The sequence below is a fragment of the Qipengyuania sp. RANM35 genome (genome assembly GCF_041021145.2).
Classification (GTDB): Bacteria; Pseudomonadota; Alphaproteobacteria; order Sphingomonadales; family Sphingomonadaceae; genus Qipengyuania; species Qipengyuania soli.
On record NZ_CM196433.1, the window covers coordinates 2599730 to 2616895 of the forward strand.

17 protein-coding genes and 1 tRNA gene are annotated in these 17166 nt (G+C 55.0%); 1 reads left to right on the plus strand and 17 read right to left on the minus strand.

All coding sequences use genetic code 11. From position 1 onward, the window contains the following. Positions 1-18: 18 nt before the first annotated feature. From RAM60_RS13085 to RAM60_RS13100, 4 genes are read right to left on the minus strand one after another with little or no spacing between them, the layout of a single operon-like run. Positions 19-468 (minus strand): DUF2141 domain-containing protein, encoded by a 450-nt coding sequence (locus RAM60_RS13085; protein ID WP_369026401.1) that lies wholly within the window; start codon positions 466-468, stop codon positions 19-21. Continuing rightward, positions 465-1181 carry a sterol desaturase family protein gene (locus RAM60_RS13090; RefSeq protein ID WP_369026400.1) on the minus strand — a complete coding sequence of 239 codons (717 nt, stop codon included), beginning with the start codon at positions 1179-1181 and terminating at the stop codon, positions 465-467. The genes RAM60_RS13085 and RAM60_RS13090 overlap by 4 nt, the downstream gene beginning before the upstream one ends. A 49-nt stretch (positions 1182-1230) precedes the next feature. Next, a complete protein-coding gene (locus tag RAM60_RS13095) occupies positions 1231-1713 on the minus strand; it encodes an MmcB family DNA repair protein (protein ID WP_369026399.1) in 483 nt (160 codons plus the stop codon). A 60-nt stretch (positions 1714-1773) separates the two neighbouring features. Beyond that, the gene (locus RAM60_RS13100; protein WP_369026398.1) at positions 1774-2172 is read right to left on the minus strand and encodes a hypothetical protein; all 399 of its coding nucleotides are present in this window, start codon (positions 2170-2172) and stop codon (positions 1774-1776) included. Between the two features lie 137 nt (positions 2173-2309). Between RAM60_RS13100 and RAM60_RS13105 the strand changes: the two genes are divergently transcribed. Continuing rightward, positions 2310-2386: transfer RNA gene (locus RAM60_RS13105), tRNA-Arg, on the plus strand. Between the two features lie 10 nt (positions 2387-2396). Here the strand turns inward: RAM60_RS13105 and RAM60_RS13110 are convergent. From RAM60_RS13110 to RAM60_RS13170, 13 genes are all read right to left on the minus strand, one after another. After that, positions 2397-3479 (minus strand): tyrosine-type recombinase/integrase, encoded by a 1083-nt coding sequence (locus RAM60_RS13110; RefSeq protein ID WP_369026397.1) that lies wholly within the window; start codon positions 3477-3479, stop codon positions 2397-2399. 174 nt (positions 3480-3653) lie between these two features. After that, positions 3654-4085 carry a hypothetical protein gene (locus tag RAM60_RS13115; protein ID WP_510639836.1) on the minus strand — a complete coding sequence of 144 codons (432 nt, stop codon included), beginning with the start codon at positions 4083-4085 and terminating at the stop codon, positions 3654-3656. A 1201-nt stretch (positions 4086-5286) separates the two neighbouring features. Beyond that, entirely contained in the window at positions 5287-7098 is a 1812-nt protein-coding gene (locus tag RAM60_RS13120) for a hypothetical protein (RefSeq protein WP_369026395.1), read from the minus strand. Next, complete coding sequence (locus tag RAM60_RS13125) at positions 7095-7580, minus strand: ABC-three component system middle component 2 (RefSeq protein ID WP_369026394.1); 486 nt, start codon at positions 7578-7580, stop codon at positions 7095-7097. Before RAM60_RS13125 ends, RAM60_RS13120 begins: the two co-directional genes overlap by 4 nt. Next, positions 7555-8628, minus strand: a complete 1074-nt coding sequence (locus RAM60_RS13130) for an ABC-three component system protein (RefSeq protein WP_369026393.1) — start codon at positions 8626-8628, stop codon at positions 7555-7557. Before RAM60_RS13130 ends, RAM60_RS13125 begins: the two co-directional genes overlap by 26 nt. Positions 8629-8908: 280 nt before the next feature. After that, positions 8909-9661, minus strand: a complete 753-nt coding sequence (locus RAM60_RS13135; RefSeq protein ID WP_510639839.1) for a thermonuclease family protein — start codon at positions 9659-9661, stop codon at positions 8909-8911. After that, complete coding sequence (locus tag RAM60_RS13140; RefSeq protein WP_369026392.1) at positions 9651-10658, minus strand: 5-methylcytosine restriction system specificity protein McrC; 1008 nt, start codon at positions 10656-10658, stop codon at positions 9651-9653. The genes RAM60_RS13135 and RAM60_RS13140 overlap by 11 nt, the downstream gene beginning before the upstream one ends. 71 nt (positions 10659-10729) lie before the next feature. Continuing rightward, positions 10730-13297: an MrcB family domain-containing protein gene (locus tag RAM60_RS13145; protein WP_369026391.1), complete on the minus strand. Its 2568-nt coding sequence runs from the start codon at positions 13295-13297 to the stop codon at positions 10730-10732. Positions 13298-13509: 212 nt separating this feature from the next. Continuing rightward, positions 13510-13833: a nucleotide pyrophosphohydrolase gene (locus RAM60_RS13150; RefSeq protein ID WP_369026390.1), complete on the minus strand. Its 324-nt coding sequence runs from the start codon at positions 13831-13833 to the stop codon at positions 13510-13512. A 97-nt stretch (positions 13834-13930) separates the two neighbouring features. Next, positions 13931-14794, minus strand: coding sequence for a hypothetical protein (locus RAM60_RS13155; RefSeq protein ID WP_369026389.1), 864 nt, complete (start codon positions 14792-14794; stop codon positions 13931-13933). A gap of 145 nt (positions 14795-14939) precedes the next feature. Continuing rightward, positions 14940-15953 carry a reverse transcriptase domain-containing protein gene (locus RAM60_RS13160; RefSeq protein WP_369026388.1) on the minus strand — a complete coding sequence of 338 codons (1014 nt, stop codon included), beginning with the start codon at positions 15951-15953 and terminating at the stop codon, positions 14940-14942. A 376-nt stretch (positions 15954-16329) separates the two neighbouring features. Then, on the minus strand, positions 16330-16662 hold the full coding sequence (locus tag RAM60_RS13165) for a terminase gpP N-terminus-related DNA-binding protein (RefSeq protein WP_369026387.1): 333 nt from the start codon (positions 16660-16662) through the stop codon (positions 16330-16332). A gap of 18 nt (positions 16663-16680) precedes the next feature. Next, complete coding sequence (locus tag RAM60_RS13170) at positions 16681-16989, minus strand: helix-turn-helix transcriptional regulator (RefSeq protein ID WP_510639843.1); 309 nt, start codon at positions 16987-16989, stop codon at positions 16681-16683. Positions 16990-17166 lie beyond the last annotated feature (177 nt).

A 17166-nucleotide genomic window follows, 5' to 3' on the forward strand; every position in this document is an offset into this window, starting at 1 on the left:
GGCGGGGGGGTCGGCGCATCAGAGCATGTAGCGCATGCGGATGGTAAGTGCCTGGTCCTCGCCACCGATATCGATGGCAGCATCGGAAAACTTCGGCGGGCCCATGCGCACTGCCGCATCACGCGAGAAACCGAAGCCTTCCTTGGGCATCATGCCCAGAGCCCGGTCGGCCTTGCCGTTGGAATTCTCGTCATGGAGCAGGGCGATCGCGTATCGGCCCGGTTTCACGCCGGTGAAGGTGAAGCTCACGCTACCCTCGTGCGCCTGGGCTGTCGCGCCATAGGCACCGGGCACGCCGCGGCACTTCGGGAAACTCTTCATATCGGCGGTCATGCAGGCGCGAACGATGCCCTTGGCGTTGCGCACCTCGGTAACCTTGACGGTAATCGTCGCCCCGTCGGCGGGCGTTGTTGCACCACCGAGCATGGCGGCCAGGGGCAGGGCCAGCAAGGCGGCGAAGCGGCTCAAATGTTCGCGCTCAGTCCGTGGTCGGTGCCACAGAGCCGGTCCCAGAAACGGAAATAGAGGCCGTAATTGCATCGATACTCTTCATGGTGACGCTGGTGATGGCTGGCCGTTATCAGCCATTCTCCCAACCGCGAATGAACGAGGCGGCGGGGAAACATCTCCCAGCCCATGTGGTTAGTGACGCCCATCACCGTCATGACCAACAGCACGAGGCCGAGCATGGCGACATGGATGGGTACGAGGAAAACAAGCGCCGGGATGACCACCGCGCCCGTAACTGCTTCCCACGGATGGAAGCTCATCGCGGCCCAGGCCGTCGGCGGGCGGCTGGCGTGGTGGACGGCATGGGCGATGCGGAACAGGCGCGGGCGGTGCATCCAGCGATGGGTCCAGTAGAACCAGGTGTCGTGCGCGAAGAGATAGATGAGCGGCGCCATCGGCAGGTACCAAACGGGGTAGTCGCTCCAACCGGTGTAGATCCGGGTCCAGCCATGCTCCTGCCAGCCCCAGGCGACGACACCCGCAGGGATGCCGTAGATGGCCGCCGAGGCGAGCGACCAGCTGATCTCGCGCCGGATCTGCGGGCCCAGTTTCGTGTGATAGCCGGGGCGGACATGCCGCGTTAGCAGGGCGAAGCCGCCGCTGGTCGCCAGATAGCGCACCGCGACGATGGCGGTCATGGCGAGTGCTGAAAAGGCGATCCCGGTCCACATTCCTGCGCCACCCTATGCCCGACGTGTGCAGATGCGAACAGGGGCGTTGCTATTCGGCAGTGCCCCAGGGCGCACAGTGTGGATCGATGGCAACGGTCATCCGGCGCAGCGCCGCGCGGGCGAGCCGTTCGACCTCGACCTTGCGGCGTGCAGCGGCAAGCGGGTGCAGTGGTGCGGGGCGCAGGATCTCGCCGTCGTAACCGTCGGCCACGATAATGCCGCAACAATCAGGGCGATAGTCGGGCCCCTCCAGCGGAGAACGATCGAGCCCCGGCGGCAGGCCCCAGTAGAAGCGGTCGCAAAAGTCGAGATAGTCGGGCCACTTGCCGTCACCCAGCAGGTCTCCTCGCTGGACCTTGATCTCGACGATGATGATCCGGCCCTTGGGGTCGACGCCCATGAGATCGGCGCGGCGACCGTTGCGCAGGGGCATTTCGGGAATGCACCAGATGTCGTTGCGGGCGAACAGCCGTGCAATGCCGCGCGACACGCTCGCCGCTGTTTCCGCCTGTGCCAATGCCGAATCCGTCATCCGGCGAAACTGGAACAGATGGCGAACGACGTCAACCGTCGATCGAACGTGAAAATCGGCTCAGTCGGTCTCGACGATGCTCAGGATGGCAGCGCGCGCGTGGTGGAATTCGCGCCACAGCGTCAGCGCGGCGGCGGTCGTGTCCTTGCCCTGCGCCGTGATCGCCAGAAGGGCGCGCAGCCCAGGCTGTATCACGGCGGAGAGATCGTCGATCCCGCGGGCGACCGCCTCGAAGGTGTAGCCGCCGGTTTCGGCAGCGCGCAAAGGCAGGGCGAGCACTTCGTCGGTTGGTTCCTCGCGACCCAACTGGGCAAGGTGGCCGACTGCGGCGGCGGCCTCGTGCACCGCTTCCCACTGGTTCGCCAATGTCGCCACATCCCCCAACAGGCGGGGCGACGCGGCAACCGGCGGCAACATGGTGGCCTGACTCAGGTCGAATTCGTGGGACATCGCGCTCATGCATGCGATGATTAACCCTGCATGCTTGCCAAATGGCTAACGCGCGAGGCCATGGCCCGCTCGCGATTTGCACTGGCGAGCCACCCCGCCCTTTGCTAAGCGCCCCGCTCGCCGAAAGGCTGCCCTCGCGGCTCCAGGCACCCGTAGCTCAGCTGGATAGAGCGCTGCCCTCCGAAGGCAGAGGCCACAGGTTCGAATCCTGTCGGGTGCGCCACCTTTGACATTTATGCCTCCTTGTTGAGCTGGTTATGGCCCTTGATGGCTAACCGATTGCGAAGGTTAGCCATTAGCTTCTCTGCAGCTGCGTCTGATAAGGTCTCTTGATTGGCTGCTGCAGTGTATCGGGCGACCTCGCTATCTGTCGTGTGGCCGGTCCATGATTTTATCTGCTGATTGCTACAGCCAGCCTCTGCAAAACGTCGAGCTGCCGCTTTTCGAAGTCCATGCGCGGTACATTCGGGTAGCCCAGCCTCATCGCACCATTGGCGTATTTTGTTACCGAAGCCTTTGCGGCTGTAGGGCTTCCCGTGTTCGCTCAATAGGAAAACCAGAGCGCCGCCCGGTGCGGCCATAATTGCCTCAGCTAGCGGCGGCAGGATCGGAAGTGAGACGGTGACGCCAGTTTTTTCCTGCGTGATCACAAGGCGTTTATGCTTGATGTGCTGTGGACCCATAACCCGCGCATCACCGCCTCGCTGACCTGTCCAGAGCATGAGGGCGAGCGCAAGCCGCGCCTTGCTTCCAAGCGGATGGCAAGCCTCATATTGTTCGATCTCCAGTTCCGTCCACGTATGGAAGCCGCCACCTTTTACTTCGTAGGGTCTCGTGGCAATTACCGGATTTGTTTGTGCCATGTCTTGCCGGATGGCGAACTGCATCAGTGCACTGAGGCGCTTGCGCAACATGTTCGCTGCTGTGCGGTACGGCAACATTTCGGCCATCATGTCCTCAACATGGCGTGCCTCAAGGTCACGAACCTTGGCGCTGCCGTATTTGACACGCCATCGTTCGATAACACCTCTGTATACCTCGCGCGTTCGGTCCGATGGGTTCAGGAAATCCGGTGAGCGGTAGTACCGCCCGATTAAGTCATCAAATGATCCCGGCGCTGCACGTCCTGCACCTGGCTCGATGGCAGGAGCGGCCAGGCCGCGTTTACAGGCTTCATATTCCTGACGGAAACCCTCAGTTCCTGGCGGATGCTTAAACAGGTATTGAGCGAACCCCTTCCGGCGGAAGCGGTAGCGCGGCTTTCCATGACGATCCCGATATTCGGAGGTCCATTTAGGAAGCCATCGCTTAGCCATGCGCTTTCCCGATCAGAGCATCAAAAGAGTTGTTGGCGGATTGCTCGCCTTCGCCAAATATGACCACGATCTCTCCCGTCGGACAAATCTTGCAGCTACTAGGCTGGAATCCGGCACTCTTTGCTGCAACCAGTGCTCTCTTGACGTCGCTTTGCTTGAAGGAAGAGGGCAGCGTCATTGGCCACTGCCTTTCATCGCACTTGGGCGACGAGATAGGTGTTCTGCCAGCCTGCACCCTAGATGCTCAAGATTGACCAGAGAAATCGTTGCGCCACGATTTTGATCCATCTTGGATAGGTCATCGATAGCAACTGCCGTGCCGCCAGCGCGCTCGATGAGAATGAATTTGCTCGATTGAGTTTTTCCGAAGGAGCTCTTGAGCCATGCAGCATGTGAAACATCGTTCACCCACGAGGAACGATGCTGAAGTGCGTGATGACGCAATGCGTCGCAGAATTGTTGTGCGATGTGCGAAACGCTCTTCGGCCCGAAACCATGATCGGCCAGTTCGGACAGCAAGAACAATTGGGCGACCGTCTTGAGGTCGAGTTTTCTGGTTTCATCCTTTGGGGCAAGATTGCGCCGCCGCAGGTCGCGCAGCGTCACGGGACTTAGGCCCGAGAGCTCTTGTAATTCGCTCGGCGTCCAAGTCATATGAGTGAAGATTTGCGGATGCTTCCGTTCCATTCCGTGGGATATACCACGCTTTCAAAGCGTGTCAATTACCACGGTGTCCACGCATTTCCTGCTCTCTTGTCATTATCCGGGCTTGGCTGCAGCCGAGCATCGCAGCAGGTCGGGCAAGCTCATTTGTGATTAGCAGATCGCTGGTAATGGCCCTTCAGGCTTCACTGCCTCCCCAATAGGCTGATTGCCGACTCATCTGAGGAAGCAAGGTCGACTTAGCTGCCATCGAAAGCTTCGCCAAATTCGGCATCAAGAGATATTAGAGAAGCTAGCGTCCCTAGCTCACTGCTGGCAAAGAGGGCATAGCGACCCTCCCTGTAAGCTTTTTCCATTGCTCATTGTCTATCAATGTTGAACGATAGACGCGAAGTCGAGAACACCCGGGCAATGATTTAATGGTTTCCTTTACGACGGGAACCAGAGAGGGGGCTAGCCAAGGGCTGAGGGTGATTCTCTTTATGGCATCTAGCCCAATTGGTATCGGATATGCTGAGCGCTCTACGGCTTCGTCGACATAAACTGCGCGATACTCGGCTTCGTCGCCATATGGCCAGCGTTTCATAAATGGTAGCCGTTCTAGGTCTACATCGTTCATCCTAATGGCATTGGAGACCAGCTCGTAGTCCACCATTCTATGCTGGATGCATTCTAGCCGGTTGAACGCAGAAAGTAGCTTCTGACTATCGAATTCCAAACAAACGCCATCCATTCCGTGGGAAAACACCTGCCAGTGGTGATAAGTTTCCTCTCGAACTGCGAAGCATATAGCCAGAAGGGCCTTGGCCCCCTTTAATCGCTTATACTCGGCCATGAAGAAGGCATCGTTCCTGTCGCTCCATGTGTCCGGGCTGAGTAGTGTAAGGGACTGGTGTCGCAGAATGTGCAATGCGGAGGCCAGATTGGTATAGCGACGAAAAGTTCGCTCGGTCATAAATGCGTCCCGGTTCCCTCTATTTCAGTGCGCTGCTTCAAAGCAAGAGAGCCAACCGGTAGGCGATGAAGGTTGGCAAGGGCTTCGCGCCGATTGCCGACATGGAGCTATTTCAGAAGCTTCATGAAGCATCCGACCCTGGCTTTGAAGCACTACCGATGGTCTATATCAAATCAAGGCGTCAGATCGCTAAAGAAGACCAAATCTTCCGTCGCTTGGGTTTCGCGTGAACACTGTAAGGTTAAGTCCAGCCAGCTCACTTTCGGGAGGGTGTTGATTCTCGACAATGATCACTTGGCTGCTGTCCTGATGGTGTGCCTTCAAGTAGCTGTAAAATCGCTCTTTTAGGTCGGTCCCTTGGAGCGCGACATCCTCATCTCCTTCGGGCTTAAAGTATGCAAGCAAAGGAGAATCTAACAAGAGAAAGCCCGGATGTGGCAACTCATGCTCCTGGCAATACTCAAGTAGGGCAATCGAAACGGCAGCGTGAGTTATCGCTCGAAGCCCTTTGCCCCGGCTGCCTCTTGGCTTTCCATCGATGATGAAATCACTCGCGCTCTTGTCGTAGTGGACACGGCAGTCCCCAGGAAAATTCCAAGCCTTGAGTATCTGCTCGAGCTTCTGGGAAAACTGATGCGCAACCACATCCGAGAAACCAACATCGACCTTCGCCTTCTCTGTTGGCCCTCCGTCGAGATCTGCGATATCTGCACGGCGCATTTGAAGCTTATCCAGTCGCTCGAAAAGCTTTAGTGACCCACGGACCATCTCCCGTTTCTCGATGATATCGGTAAACTTTGCTCGAGCTTCGTCGACTTCAGGAGCCAATGTCTGCCGGATTTGATTTTCCACTTCGTCCAATGCGCGCTCGAGCTTTTCCAACGATTGTGAGAGTCTGCCCCTCTCTTCCTCCAGGTCCGCTTCCGTGGCCTGAAGCTCGCTAGACAATTGTTCGATCTTTCCGATTTCTGCTGTAGCTGCCTCGACAATCACGGCGACATTGCCTTCGCACTCTTGATCTGCATGCTGACCACTAGGATCCGCACCGCACAACGGGCAGGATGCTCTTTCGATGTAGGCAAACAGGGATCCGCTCTCCTGGATCGCACGTAGGCGCTCAAGGTCTACCCCATAATGCTCACCCAGGAGTGCAAACCGAGCCTGCAGCTCGCCAATCTCAGCAAGCCGGTCATCGGTTGCGTTACGCTCGGCAATCAACTCTCTGCGCCGCGCCATTTGATCGTTGAAGTTTCTCTGTGCGTTCGCAACGCTCTCCTTGTGCTCGGTTGCAGACGTTTCAAGCCTTTGGAGCTGTTCTTTAAGTCCGCTTCGTTCTTCACCCATATCAGCAATATCGGATTCGAGATCCGCGATCAGCTCGTCCAACAAGTCCAGCTGCCCTGCGTGGTCTGGCTCATCGCCACCCGCGGCAACAACTCCAGAATCATCGACTCCGGTAAGCAGTAACTTGATGGTGGCTAGTTCGGCTGTTTTCAGGGTGAATTGCCCACCCCAGAAGGGTGATCCCTTTTGCTGGATCTCGCCCTCTTGTACTATGACGAGCCGTGCTAGGTTGCGAAAGCTGAGGCTATTTGTCGTGCCTTTAGCGCTGCTCTTTAGGATGCGCTTCCCAAGAAGACCTATTTTATTGAGCAAGAACCCCGAGAGATTGTCGATACGCTCGTGTGCATGAGATTGGCGAAGCTTTTCGGTACGTTCGCCTTCGTGCAAAGCGAAATCGCCGCCCGACATCGAGCGCTCAAGTGTCCAAGAGGTGCCATCGGTACAGGAAACTTCTAGCTCAATTGAACTATATCCCTCCCGTTCAGGGATTTCCTTGAGATCGGACCCACCAAGCATGAAGTCGACTGCTTCGGCCAGGAAGGATTTTCCAGTGTCTGAGGCACCGCAAATGACATTGACGCCCGAACTGAAGTCTAGCGATGCCTCCTTTGAAGGTCCGAAGAATCGAATCTTATCGAGCCTAAGGTAGCCGCTCATGAACCAAGTCCTGGAAGCTGCCTGGGTTGAAACTCGGTTGTCCACTTTTCGAAGAATCGCTGCGTGATGGCCCGCATAGCTTCAGAACTCTTGTCTCCAAATGCTTGGACTGCCCAGCGAGCTCGGGCTCGGAGCTCGATCAAATATGGCGCTGTCAACGCCTCCAAATAGGGGGCTGCCGCCTCTCCAGCGCGGAAATGGATCCCATCCGGATGCGCGACCCTTTCTACCAAGCCACGACTTGCCATGAGCAAGAGGCCCTTCTCGATTATCTCCCTGCGGACGAGCAACTCGCCGGCTCGCATCGGCAACGCAGCGTGAAGACTGGCTGGTCCACCAACATCTCCAGAATGTACGACAAGGTAATCAAGCTCAATCAGCTTCTGCAGATCGCAAGAATCTGGGTGAGCCGCCTCGAGGATTGATAGTGCGCGGACACCGGTCTCAAGAGGACTGTTAAATGGGCTCACAGTCTGACTCATCGGTTGAGGTCCACGTCAAGCGGTCTACGTTGGCTAATTGATGACAGATTCCCTGTCTGTCTTGGATCTTGGTCGCTGGAGCGAGGGGATTAGACGTCGACACAATCGACGCAGCTTGTGCCATTGTTGCTCTCATGCGCTCGAAACCAGATGAGTGACGCCCTGTGGCAATATCGATGACGCCCTGAAAAACCTCGTCCTGTAATGACGCGAAAGTTCCCTCAGGGACAGTGTCGCGAGAGAAATTTCTGAGGGCCTCCGCGCTATAAAAGCGTTCGCGTTGCCTGGCGAAGTCCAGCTTCAAGGGAGGATGTCGATCCAGCAAAGTAAAGTCTGGCACAAGTTCACCCAAGTGATCTCCATAAGCGTCGAGCAATTGACGTACATATCGGATTTCATCATCGCTTGGTTCTTTTGGAGGTTCTTCCGCTGCGGGGCGGGGCGGAAGGCCGACGCCAAAGCGCGCGGCATGGTAAGGTGTTTTCTCGTGTTGTGAGATTAGTTCCAATACCGACTTCGAACCGAAAATCGAAAAGTCGAAAGCCTCGAAATAATTGAGGAGATCGCCGTCGAGCAGCACGTCGCCTTTCGCGGTGAGTTTTTGTTTACACTGCTTGTCCCAAGCGTTCTTGACGCTCTCCTTAAGTTTTTCGGGGTTCAGCAGGAGTTTCGCGGCCGTAGTGCCGACGTCCTGACTTGCCACAAAGTAGTGCTTCCGAGGGACGCTAAATTCCTCCAGCCATGAGTAGTAAATGATCTTTGCAATCTCGATTTGGATGTCTGCCGGCCTTAGCGGGTGGCCGTATCGCTTGCATTGGAAGTTGTCCCAAGGATCCGCGAACCCGTCAGCTGTGGTAAAACAAGCGACATCCAGGCCCATGTCTCCGGAGCCGGCAAATCGCCGGACCATGGCATATTCTCGCTTTAGAGAGCTGGCCCACTCCTCGGTGAAAACTTCCCAGTCATCGGGGGAAAATATTCTGACGCGCGCAGCTTTAGGTATTGGCAAACCAGCTTGGACATGGTCGGCGGACGGAGTGTCAGCCACTCGCCTTGGTTGGATGTCTTTCAGGTCGCTATCGCTAACCAAATCCCTGCCCTACCTCACAAATTTCGAACGGCCTTAAAGCTTAGGCACCTTGAAGGAACAAGCATAAATTTCTGAAAAGTTGCGACTTACGCCGCCGCTACTGCTGCTTTGAACATAAACCCGAGAATAGTTGGCATTCTGGTGCGATTTCAAATTTACGTTCTTACAAGGCGGTTGAGAGCCTTCCCTCTGGGAACCGCCCTGCTCAGCAGGGCAAATACAGTTCAACAGTGGAAGGCTAAGACGGTAGTGCGCAAGAATACCGGCACCTTGGGTAATTTGAGCACCCAAGAAAGGGGCCGAATCTTCCATTCCTTTGGATGAGCACTCCGGAGCAGCCTTTTGTCGGGCAGCATTGCTGCGGATCTGGCACATCAAACAAGCCTTTTGGGTGCGCGCTTCGATGCCTAGATCGCAGCTCGCGGTATTTTGCCTTTTTGAATTCCCAAGGATGGACGTTGTTATCGTAGGCCCATATGCCTCGCCGATATCTTCGTGCATCTTCTAAGGCATCAAAGTAGCTGTCTTCCGGGCCATACCGTTCGAGGACCCACGCCCAGCCGTTTAGGACCATCTCCAGTTCTATGTTCCGCGTAACGATTGGTGAAGAGCACAGACTTCTGATTTTCGCCCCCACCGACTGCTGATCTTCGATGTCAAGCCTGGACCTTTCATCAGCGAGGTATGGCACACAAACGATGCGTCCATGCCTATCGACGATCTGGCCTGTATCCATCTTTGTTAGTATGACGAGTTCGAGCCAGCGATCGCCAATTAAGGAACTCAGGAAGTCCTTAGCCTCTTGTCCACCCGGCTGTTCCATTTCAGGGGCATCGATGAAGCCGAAGCGAACCGTCGCTTCGAATGTTACATTTCTCAGAGGGTGCCGGATCTGAGTCAGGAACCCGTCGCCGTCGAAGACCTTCAACACTGGCACCCTCAAGGTTTCAGCGCCGGGTTCTTCAAAAGCGAAAAGGTGCTCAGCTGGCATGGATCTCCTCTGACACGGAGGAGGGATAAAAATCGTCTTCGACTAAGGCTAACAAGTCATCGTGGATTTGAGGCCAAGGCCTGTCGAGATTGATTGTCGTAATGCGAACGCGGTTCCCAGCAATCTCATAATCCTCGCCAACTTCGTAGCCGACACTCGGATAGATCAGCATTCCATCAACACGCTTTCCTGGTTCGCGTATCCGAGCGTGATGGAGGTACGTGAATAGCTGATAAAGGTTTGAAGAGTTGATCTTTGGCGCGGCCTTGTCTCGCCCCTTGAGCGTCTCTTTGTAGTATTTCGCATCGGCTACAATTGTCCGGCTGGCTGAGCGCAGAATTATGTCCGTTTGCATTACCGGCAGCAAACTGCTCCCTGAGGGCGTCAGGCTCACAGCGTCCCACAGATACTGGTCTCTACTGACCGCGAAAGCCTTCTGCTCGTGAGCATAGAAGTTGCGGAGAAAGTCCTCGAAAACGGCGGACATTGTAGCTTCGTTTTCCAGGACATCGGCGAAACGTGCATCTGATCCATTTTCGTCCGGTAACGCCGATTGGAAGACAAACTCGCAAAGCTTCATCAGCATTGCGTAAGAGCGATCATTTCGAGAGATCTGGACACGTCGGAATGCGTTAGAGGATAGCCGAATGTCGCTTACTGCTTCGAGCCGGCGCACTAAGGTTCCAAGCTCGTGGCGGTACTCTTTCGTCACGCTTGAAGATCTCCCCAGCATCCGGGCGGTAGCTTTTACGATCTGGTTCTTCAGGATATCGGTTTGGAGTTCATCGAATTGGCACGCGGCTTCGCCGCGTAATAGCGTTTGGCGCTTAATGATTTCGTCCAGGAGAAGGCGTCCGCGTGGCCCCTTTAGATCTTCGTTGAGTGCGACGTAGCCGCGCGACAAGCCACGCCGGATGATCCTGTGAAGGTTGTCGATGAGCAGCTTTGCAAACAGGTTTTGGAGCTCAGGCGCGTCGTCTTTCCCAACCTCCACCATGTCGCCGCTAGGGAAGCTCTCCCAAGCGTAACAGAAGATATAGTAGAGGTTCCTGATCGGTATTGGCACGGTCAGTCAGCGAGAAGCTGCTCCACCCACTTGTTGGCCCTCTCTCTTTCGTCGAACCAATACTCCTCGAGGAGAGGCCTGATCTCTGTCTCGATCGTGAGGCGATACCAAGCTTTGGCATCATCTACCTGGCTAGTTGGCACGAAGAAGCTGTGCCCAATCCGATAACCGTCCCCAAGGTTGTGATGATCTGCGCCGATTACGTCGTTCAATTGGTTCATTCTGCCGACGATTTTGCCAATCAAGGCATCTGGCACCCCTGCCCTAACAAGATGAGCTTTGAAGCCAGAACTCGAGAATTGGGGCTCCATCGTCACGAAAGCGAACCGCCGGCGCAGCGCGTAGTCCACAAGAGACAGCGACCTATCCGCTGTGTTCATCATCCCAATTAGGAAGACGTTGTCCGGGATGTAAAATCGGGGCTCTCCCTTATGGGCATATGTAAGTTGAACCGCCCACTCAGGTGATCGCTTGTCGGCTTCCATAAGAAGCATGAGCTCGCCGAAAATTTTAGATAGATTCCCGCGGTTTATCTCGTCGATGATGAAAACGAAGGTTCGATCAGGCTGTCTAAGTGCATCCGAACAGAACCTATGGAAACTACCATTGTAACGGGCGAAGCCCCCAGCACCGTCGGGGCGATAACCTTGGACAAAATCCTCATAGCCGTAGGATTGGTGGAATTGGACCGCCTCAACGCGTTTAGTGTCCTTGGCTCCAATGAGAGTGTAGGCAAGCCGCCGGGCTATGAATGACTTGCCGACCCCTGGCGCCCCCTGAAGGACAAGATTTTTCTTCAGCTTCCAAGTCGACAGAATGCGCTCAAATTCGCTTTGGGGCATGAAGAGGCCGTCCATTGCTTCGACCAGCGTGAACGGCTCAAGGTCTGCGTCCTCGTCCTCTACCTCAGTTTCGAACATGTCGCCCACCGTCTCTCTCTCGGCAATTTCGTCGTACGTCCGCATGAGTGCGTCCAATGCGGCTGTAATCGTTCGGTCATCGGGGAGGGCGTCGACGTCAAATTTCATGTAGGCGACTGTTCCACGTTCGTAGTTCTTGGCCAGTCGGCCATCGCACTTGAGGTCGACGTCGTTTCCGAGCGTGAATCCATGTGCGGCCAAATCACCTGCCTGAGCTCGATACTTTGCAGCAAGCTCTTGAAGGATTCGGGCGCCTTCGGTCGGTCCATTTTGATCGATAACACGGGTCACGCCTTGAGCCAGCGTGAGATACACAGACTGCAAATCCTGTGAGATTAGGAATACGCAATAGACGCCTTCTTGGGTCGTCGATGTAACGTTTGTATTGAGGATCGATACCCAAGGAACGCGGGCCCACACACCCTTGCCGGGGCTCCAGCCAACCGTAAAGTGAGGGCGTCTCTTGATCGGCGGACATGCGCCAAGCCACTCTCTGAGATCGCTGGCAGCTTCCCACAACGGCTTGGAAACTTGAAACGGACCGCTACGAGCAGTGTCAAACTCTAGGATCAAATTTTCAAATCGATCGGCGAACTCACGTGTGGCGCTCTCTGTCGCGGACACGCGATTGGCTCCTGGACGAATGGACTCCATCAGCGGGCGGAAGATCTCAGCCATTTCGGTTATCTCGACCTCCAGATCACTGCCATCTACTTCGTTTTCGAGCAGATAGCGCGACACTGCACCGCCCGCCTCTGACTTGCCCTGCTCAGACTTCAGAAAGCCAAGCCACGCATGGAAGCTCTCAAAGTCATTCTCGTTCGGGGTCTCGCGGGTCTTCGTGCGGTAAAACCAAGCGCCCGATTCCGTTAGCTGGTCGCCAATTTGGGAAGCGAGAGGGCTTTCGGGATTTGGCAGGAGGTCGAAAATCTTAGGAGCGGCAGCTCGTACCTCATCCTTGATCGCGGCGTTTGAAAACCCACTGGGGTGCGTCGATGGGGCAAAGCCAAATTCAATTCCTCGACTCGATGCTATCATGAAAAGCTGAGGACTGCCGGCGAACGGTTTGGCGTTCGACTTCCGGTAGATACCGAACCATAGGTCCTTAGGGATTGCTCCTCGGACACCACTCTTGAGATGAAATCCGGAAGTAAGACGAATTTCGTAGTCATCTGAGCCTAGGACGCGAATGACTGCCTTTGCGAAATTCCCAAGAGCGGCATGAACACTGACATGTGCGGCTCGTTCTTCCGGATCGAGATCTGCATAGCGCAGCCCTCTGTAGGATTTCTGACGCGCCTCCTTTAGTAGCTTAATATCGCGAGAGGTAATCGTCGTGGCACCGTCACCCGCGGAGCGGGACTTACCTTCCCGATAGTTCCTGTAGTAGTTTATCGTTGTACGGTAATTGCTGAGGTCTCTTAGCAAATCACTCTTCAGATCAAGCTTGGATGGGTTGGGTTTGCCGACCGCCTTGTCCTGTGCGGAGTATTGTAGCCTTTCCATGACGCCATCGAGGCGATCCTGATCATACAATTCGTCAAGATTGCCATAGGCGGATTGAAGCTGACGAATCTCAAACAACTTCGTGTTGACCGTATTGGGCGCATAGTTTTGCTCAAGCCATGTGCGGAAGCCTTCTTCACTCATGGTACGCGTCCATGTCCTTGATTGATCGATCCTAATTTTCGAATTGAACAGTTCGGATCGTCAAGGTCAATGCGAAGTTCAATCTTTGGATTTTATGTGTGCGAACGAATTGAGAGCAATCACCACCAAGAATCAGCATGTGCGCAGGTCGGCTGGAGCAGGCGCCACCAATACGACTTCATTGGAGCATTGGCCCTGCACTCGCAGTCTGATCAGGCCTCGGGGAAACGCTCTTCATTTTCGGCCGTCTTGGCAATGGCCGCTTCAATGGGATCTATACCGAGTTCGCCAGCCAACAATGTTAGGTAGATAAGAACATCGGCAATTTCGCTCGCGGCCTCGGCGACGAAACTTGGGTCCTTGGCAACGGATTGGATATCTGCATCCGACTTCCATTGGAATAACTCGAGCAACTCTGCGCTTTCGATAGATACCGACATGGCGAGATCTTTTGGCGTATGAAACCGCCGCCAACTTCTCCGGTCTCGAAAGTCGATGAGCAAGCGATGGAGCTTGCCTAAGTCGCCATCCTGCATTGCCTTTGCCCTACAACAGTACCGATCGAAGATCCCTTTCAACCCTTGGCGATCTTGCGTGAAAAACCAAGGAGTTTGCGAAATTACCTGGTGACATTCACTCTTCCCCGCCGCCATCCGCATTATCGAAAAATCGAAACGTTGGCTTTCGACGCATCCACCTTCTAGGATTGAGAAATCCTGGCTTGTCGACTGTAATCGTTCCAAGTTGTGTATTGCCGACCGATGCTTGGATGAAGGAAGCGGCGATCGCGATAACTTCCAGGTGCACCCCATCTATCACCTCCGAGCTTTTCGGCTCCAAGATCAGATAGAGCTCTGAATTTCCGCGACCATCTTCAGGTCCGCCATAGCGCATAAATTGTGATGCCCCATCCAGGTCTCCGTAGAATTTCGGGCGCCTCAGATCAAAATGATTACCGCCGAGCTTGTTTGCGACATATCGAAGGATCTCTTCGGTGGTGAACCATCTACTCTTGTAGAGCAGCCTCTTCTGTCGAATGAATGATCTTCCATCCAAGTGAACCAATCGCATAGGAAGTAGCGGAAATATGTCGTTTTCTTCAGGCGCAAGCGGAGAGTGGTGAATCCCTTCGATCGGGAAACCATTCATCATAACGCCGGCAGTAACGAAGAAATCTATCGTTCCCGTATTGGCAACGCGCTCGACGATTGGAGCGGTGTCTGACACTGGGAATTTTATCGGCTCGATCAATTCACGGCTAATACGCTCGAGATCCCCATCAACTAACCACCGGCGAAGAATTGTGGATGCTGCTCGAATATTTGCCTCAGGGACTGGGGCATTGTGCTTGAAGGTAAGGTCGAAGAGCAATTTCACATCGCCGTGCAAGAGTCTCAGGAGCTCTAAGAACTCATCTGGCTTCCCGCTCGACATGACTGCCTTAGCTTCCTCTATCACGGCGGCCACACCACCAACTCGTAGGCGCAAATCAGCCACGTACCATAGGATGCCTCTATCAAGGCGAACAAGAATCTGAAAAGCTTTGGCCGGGTTTTAAATTCGCCTTATTCTGGAAGCAGAATAACAGGAGCCTGCTTCCACGCAGTTAGTATGCCGGCTTGATCGATACCTGTCCCCCTTCTCAATCTGGTTTTGGAAGCTTCTCGGTGAACCCGTTGAAAAAGTCGTCGACCCAGATTTCGGTCTCGATTTCAAACTCGACGCGCTTGTGCTTGGAGGGCCTCCAGAGAGGTTTCTGGGCTACCCAATTCTGACGATACGAAACGAGCTCCTCCAGCGCCTCATCCCATGAGAGGCCGGGGCCCTTCATGAGGAGTCGTCGAAATAGTTCTCGCCTGAAATTGTTCTTTGATTGGTGGCTGGGCGTAAATCGAACTTGAGGCTCGCCATCTCGGAACACGATGCGTACCCAATAACCAAGGTATGCGAATCCCTCCCTAGCATCGCGTATGTTTATATGTTTGAAATGTATCGGCCCGCCGTTGAGATTAACAAACCGCTTCTCAAGGGCTCGTGCAACTTCCTTTGCCTCTGGCTGGGTGCGAACGCCTATGACCCCGTCATCCACGTAGGTCACTATACCCAGGTCTCCGCTGAGTTGACGGAGTTCACGTCCGAGAAGCGCGTTCGCTAGAATGCCAGAAGACATTGCTCCCTGCGGCATGCCACGGCGGGCCGGATCACATTTTCCTCCGAGGGTTAACTTTGTGATGTTGTTAACGCTCCGAGTGAGTGTCGCTTCACGGTTAAAGTACACGACGCTCTTGAGTACCTCTTTGGGCAGTCTGAACCCTTCGAGGTGCTTTGGCCTCACGGACGAGAAAAAGTCGGCGAAATCGAAGACGACGAACCAAGACCGTCCTTCTTCGATGATTAGCCGTTCAATTTCGAGCATGGCGGCATTGGCGCCCTTGCTCTCGAGGTTGAATTCGTAGGGGCTCACGATCCTGCGCGCTTGAAGCAGCATTGCGAGCGTTTTCTGGGCGGCCCTCGTCCTTTGTCCTGGAGACGTAATGACACGCTTCTTGCCATTGGATTTTCTGATCGCGTGGACCTTGCAAGCGTCAGGTCGCTCTCCGCTCAATGGGTTTAGTTTGATCATCCTTTCAAAGTCTGGCCAAGCGATCGGCGTCATGGGTTCTGCTGTCCCGCGGTGGCGAGTAACTTGAAAGAGGGTCCCGCAAAGGCGAGCGGGGAAACTTCTAAGAATTCTTGCCTCCAAGCGAGAAGCGCGCGCCTCGTCATCTCTGCGACTTTCCCTCTCCACCTTCCTGAGGTCTTTCGCATGGCGGGCGACTTGTCTCTGCAAGAAGGTGGTCAGGTCGCGATCCCATTCAGAAGCGCGAGCCAGCCGAAATAGCGAACGTTCGCAAACTGACTTGTATCGTTCGATGGCAGGTAAGCCGGACATGGCGCCTCTATTTCATGAAATTCTTGGCCCGTTGCACGTCCAGCTCTGCGAAGCGTGCCAACAATGCCTATGCTAGACGATTGCATTGAGTTGCATTGAGTTACACCGAGGCGGGTAAGCCGCTCCCCAGGATCAGCGCTGCGGCGCGAAGCCGAATGCGCGGGTCATCATCCTCGAGCATCTCGATGAGGGCCGCCACCGCCCTAGTGGTGGAAGCTTGCAGGAGATGAAGAGCTTCACCCCAGGCTCGCCCGCTTAAGGCTTTGATAGCAACAGACCACTCAGGCCGAGTTTTCCAGTTTGCAAGTGTTGACGTGGCAATGCCGAGTTCGGCGCAAATCTCAGAGTCTTTGCGCCCATGCAGATATGCAAGGGTGGCAGCCCTAGCGATTCTTGCCCTCAGGGCTTCCGATTTGGCTTTCTGTCCAGACATCTCGATTTCTCCAGAAAACTACAATTTGCTGGACCGACCACGGACGAGTTCAATTGATTGGCTGTCTATGAATGCATCGAGCTCTGAAATTTTGTAGCGAGCTTGACGGCCGATTTTGTGGAACGCGGGGCCTTTGCCCAGCATGGCCCACCGAGCTAGGGTTGAGAAGCTTATCCCAAGGTAGTGCGCTGCTTCTTCGCGGTTGAGCAGGGGCGAGTAGAGGGCGTTTGCCATTTGGACACCTATGAGCAGAGTGGTGAATGTGCATTCGCACATGCATGTTGGGTGAGAGACGGCGTCACAGAGGCCGCAAACGGCAATTGCCATCGATTGCCGGCGATGAGTTCGGCATCTTTCATTGCTCTTCGAGAATGTGATTGGTTCGTCAGGCGCGAAGGGAGAAGGGATAGCCTCGCTAAGTCGAGGTTAGCCAAAAAGCTCGGGACGCCCCAGAACTCCGTTACGAAGTCTAGGGGGGGTAGCCATCTAATGCGTCTGAATTGT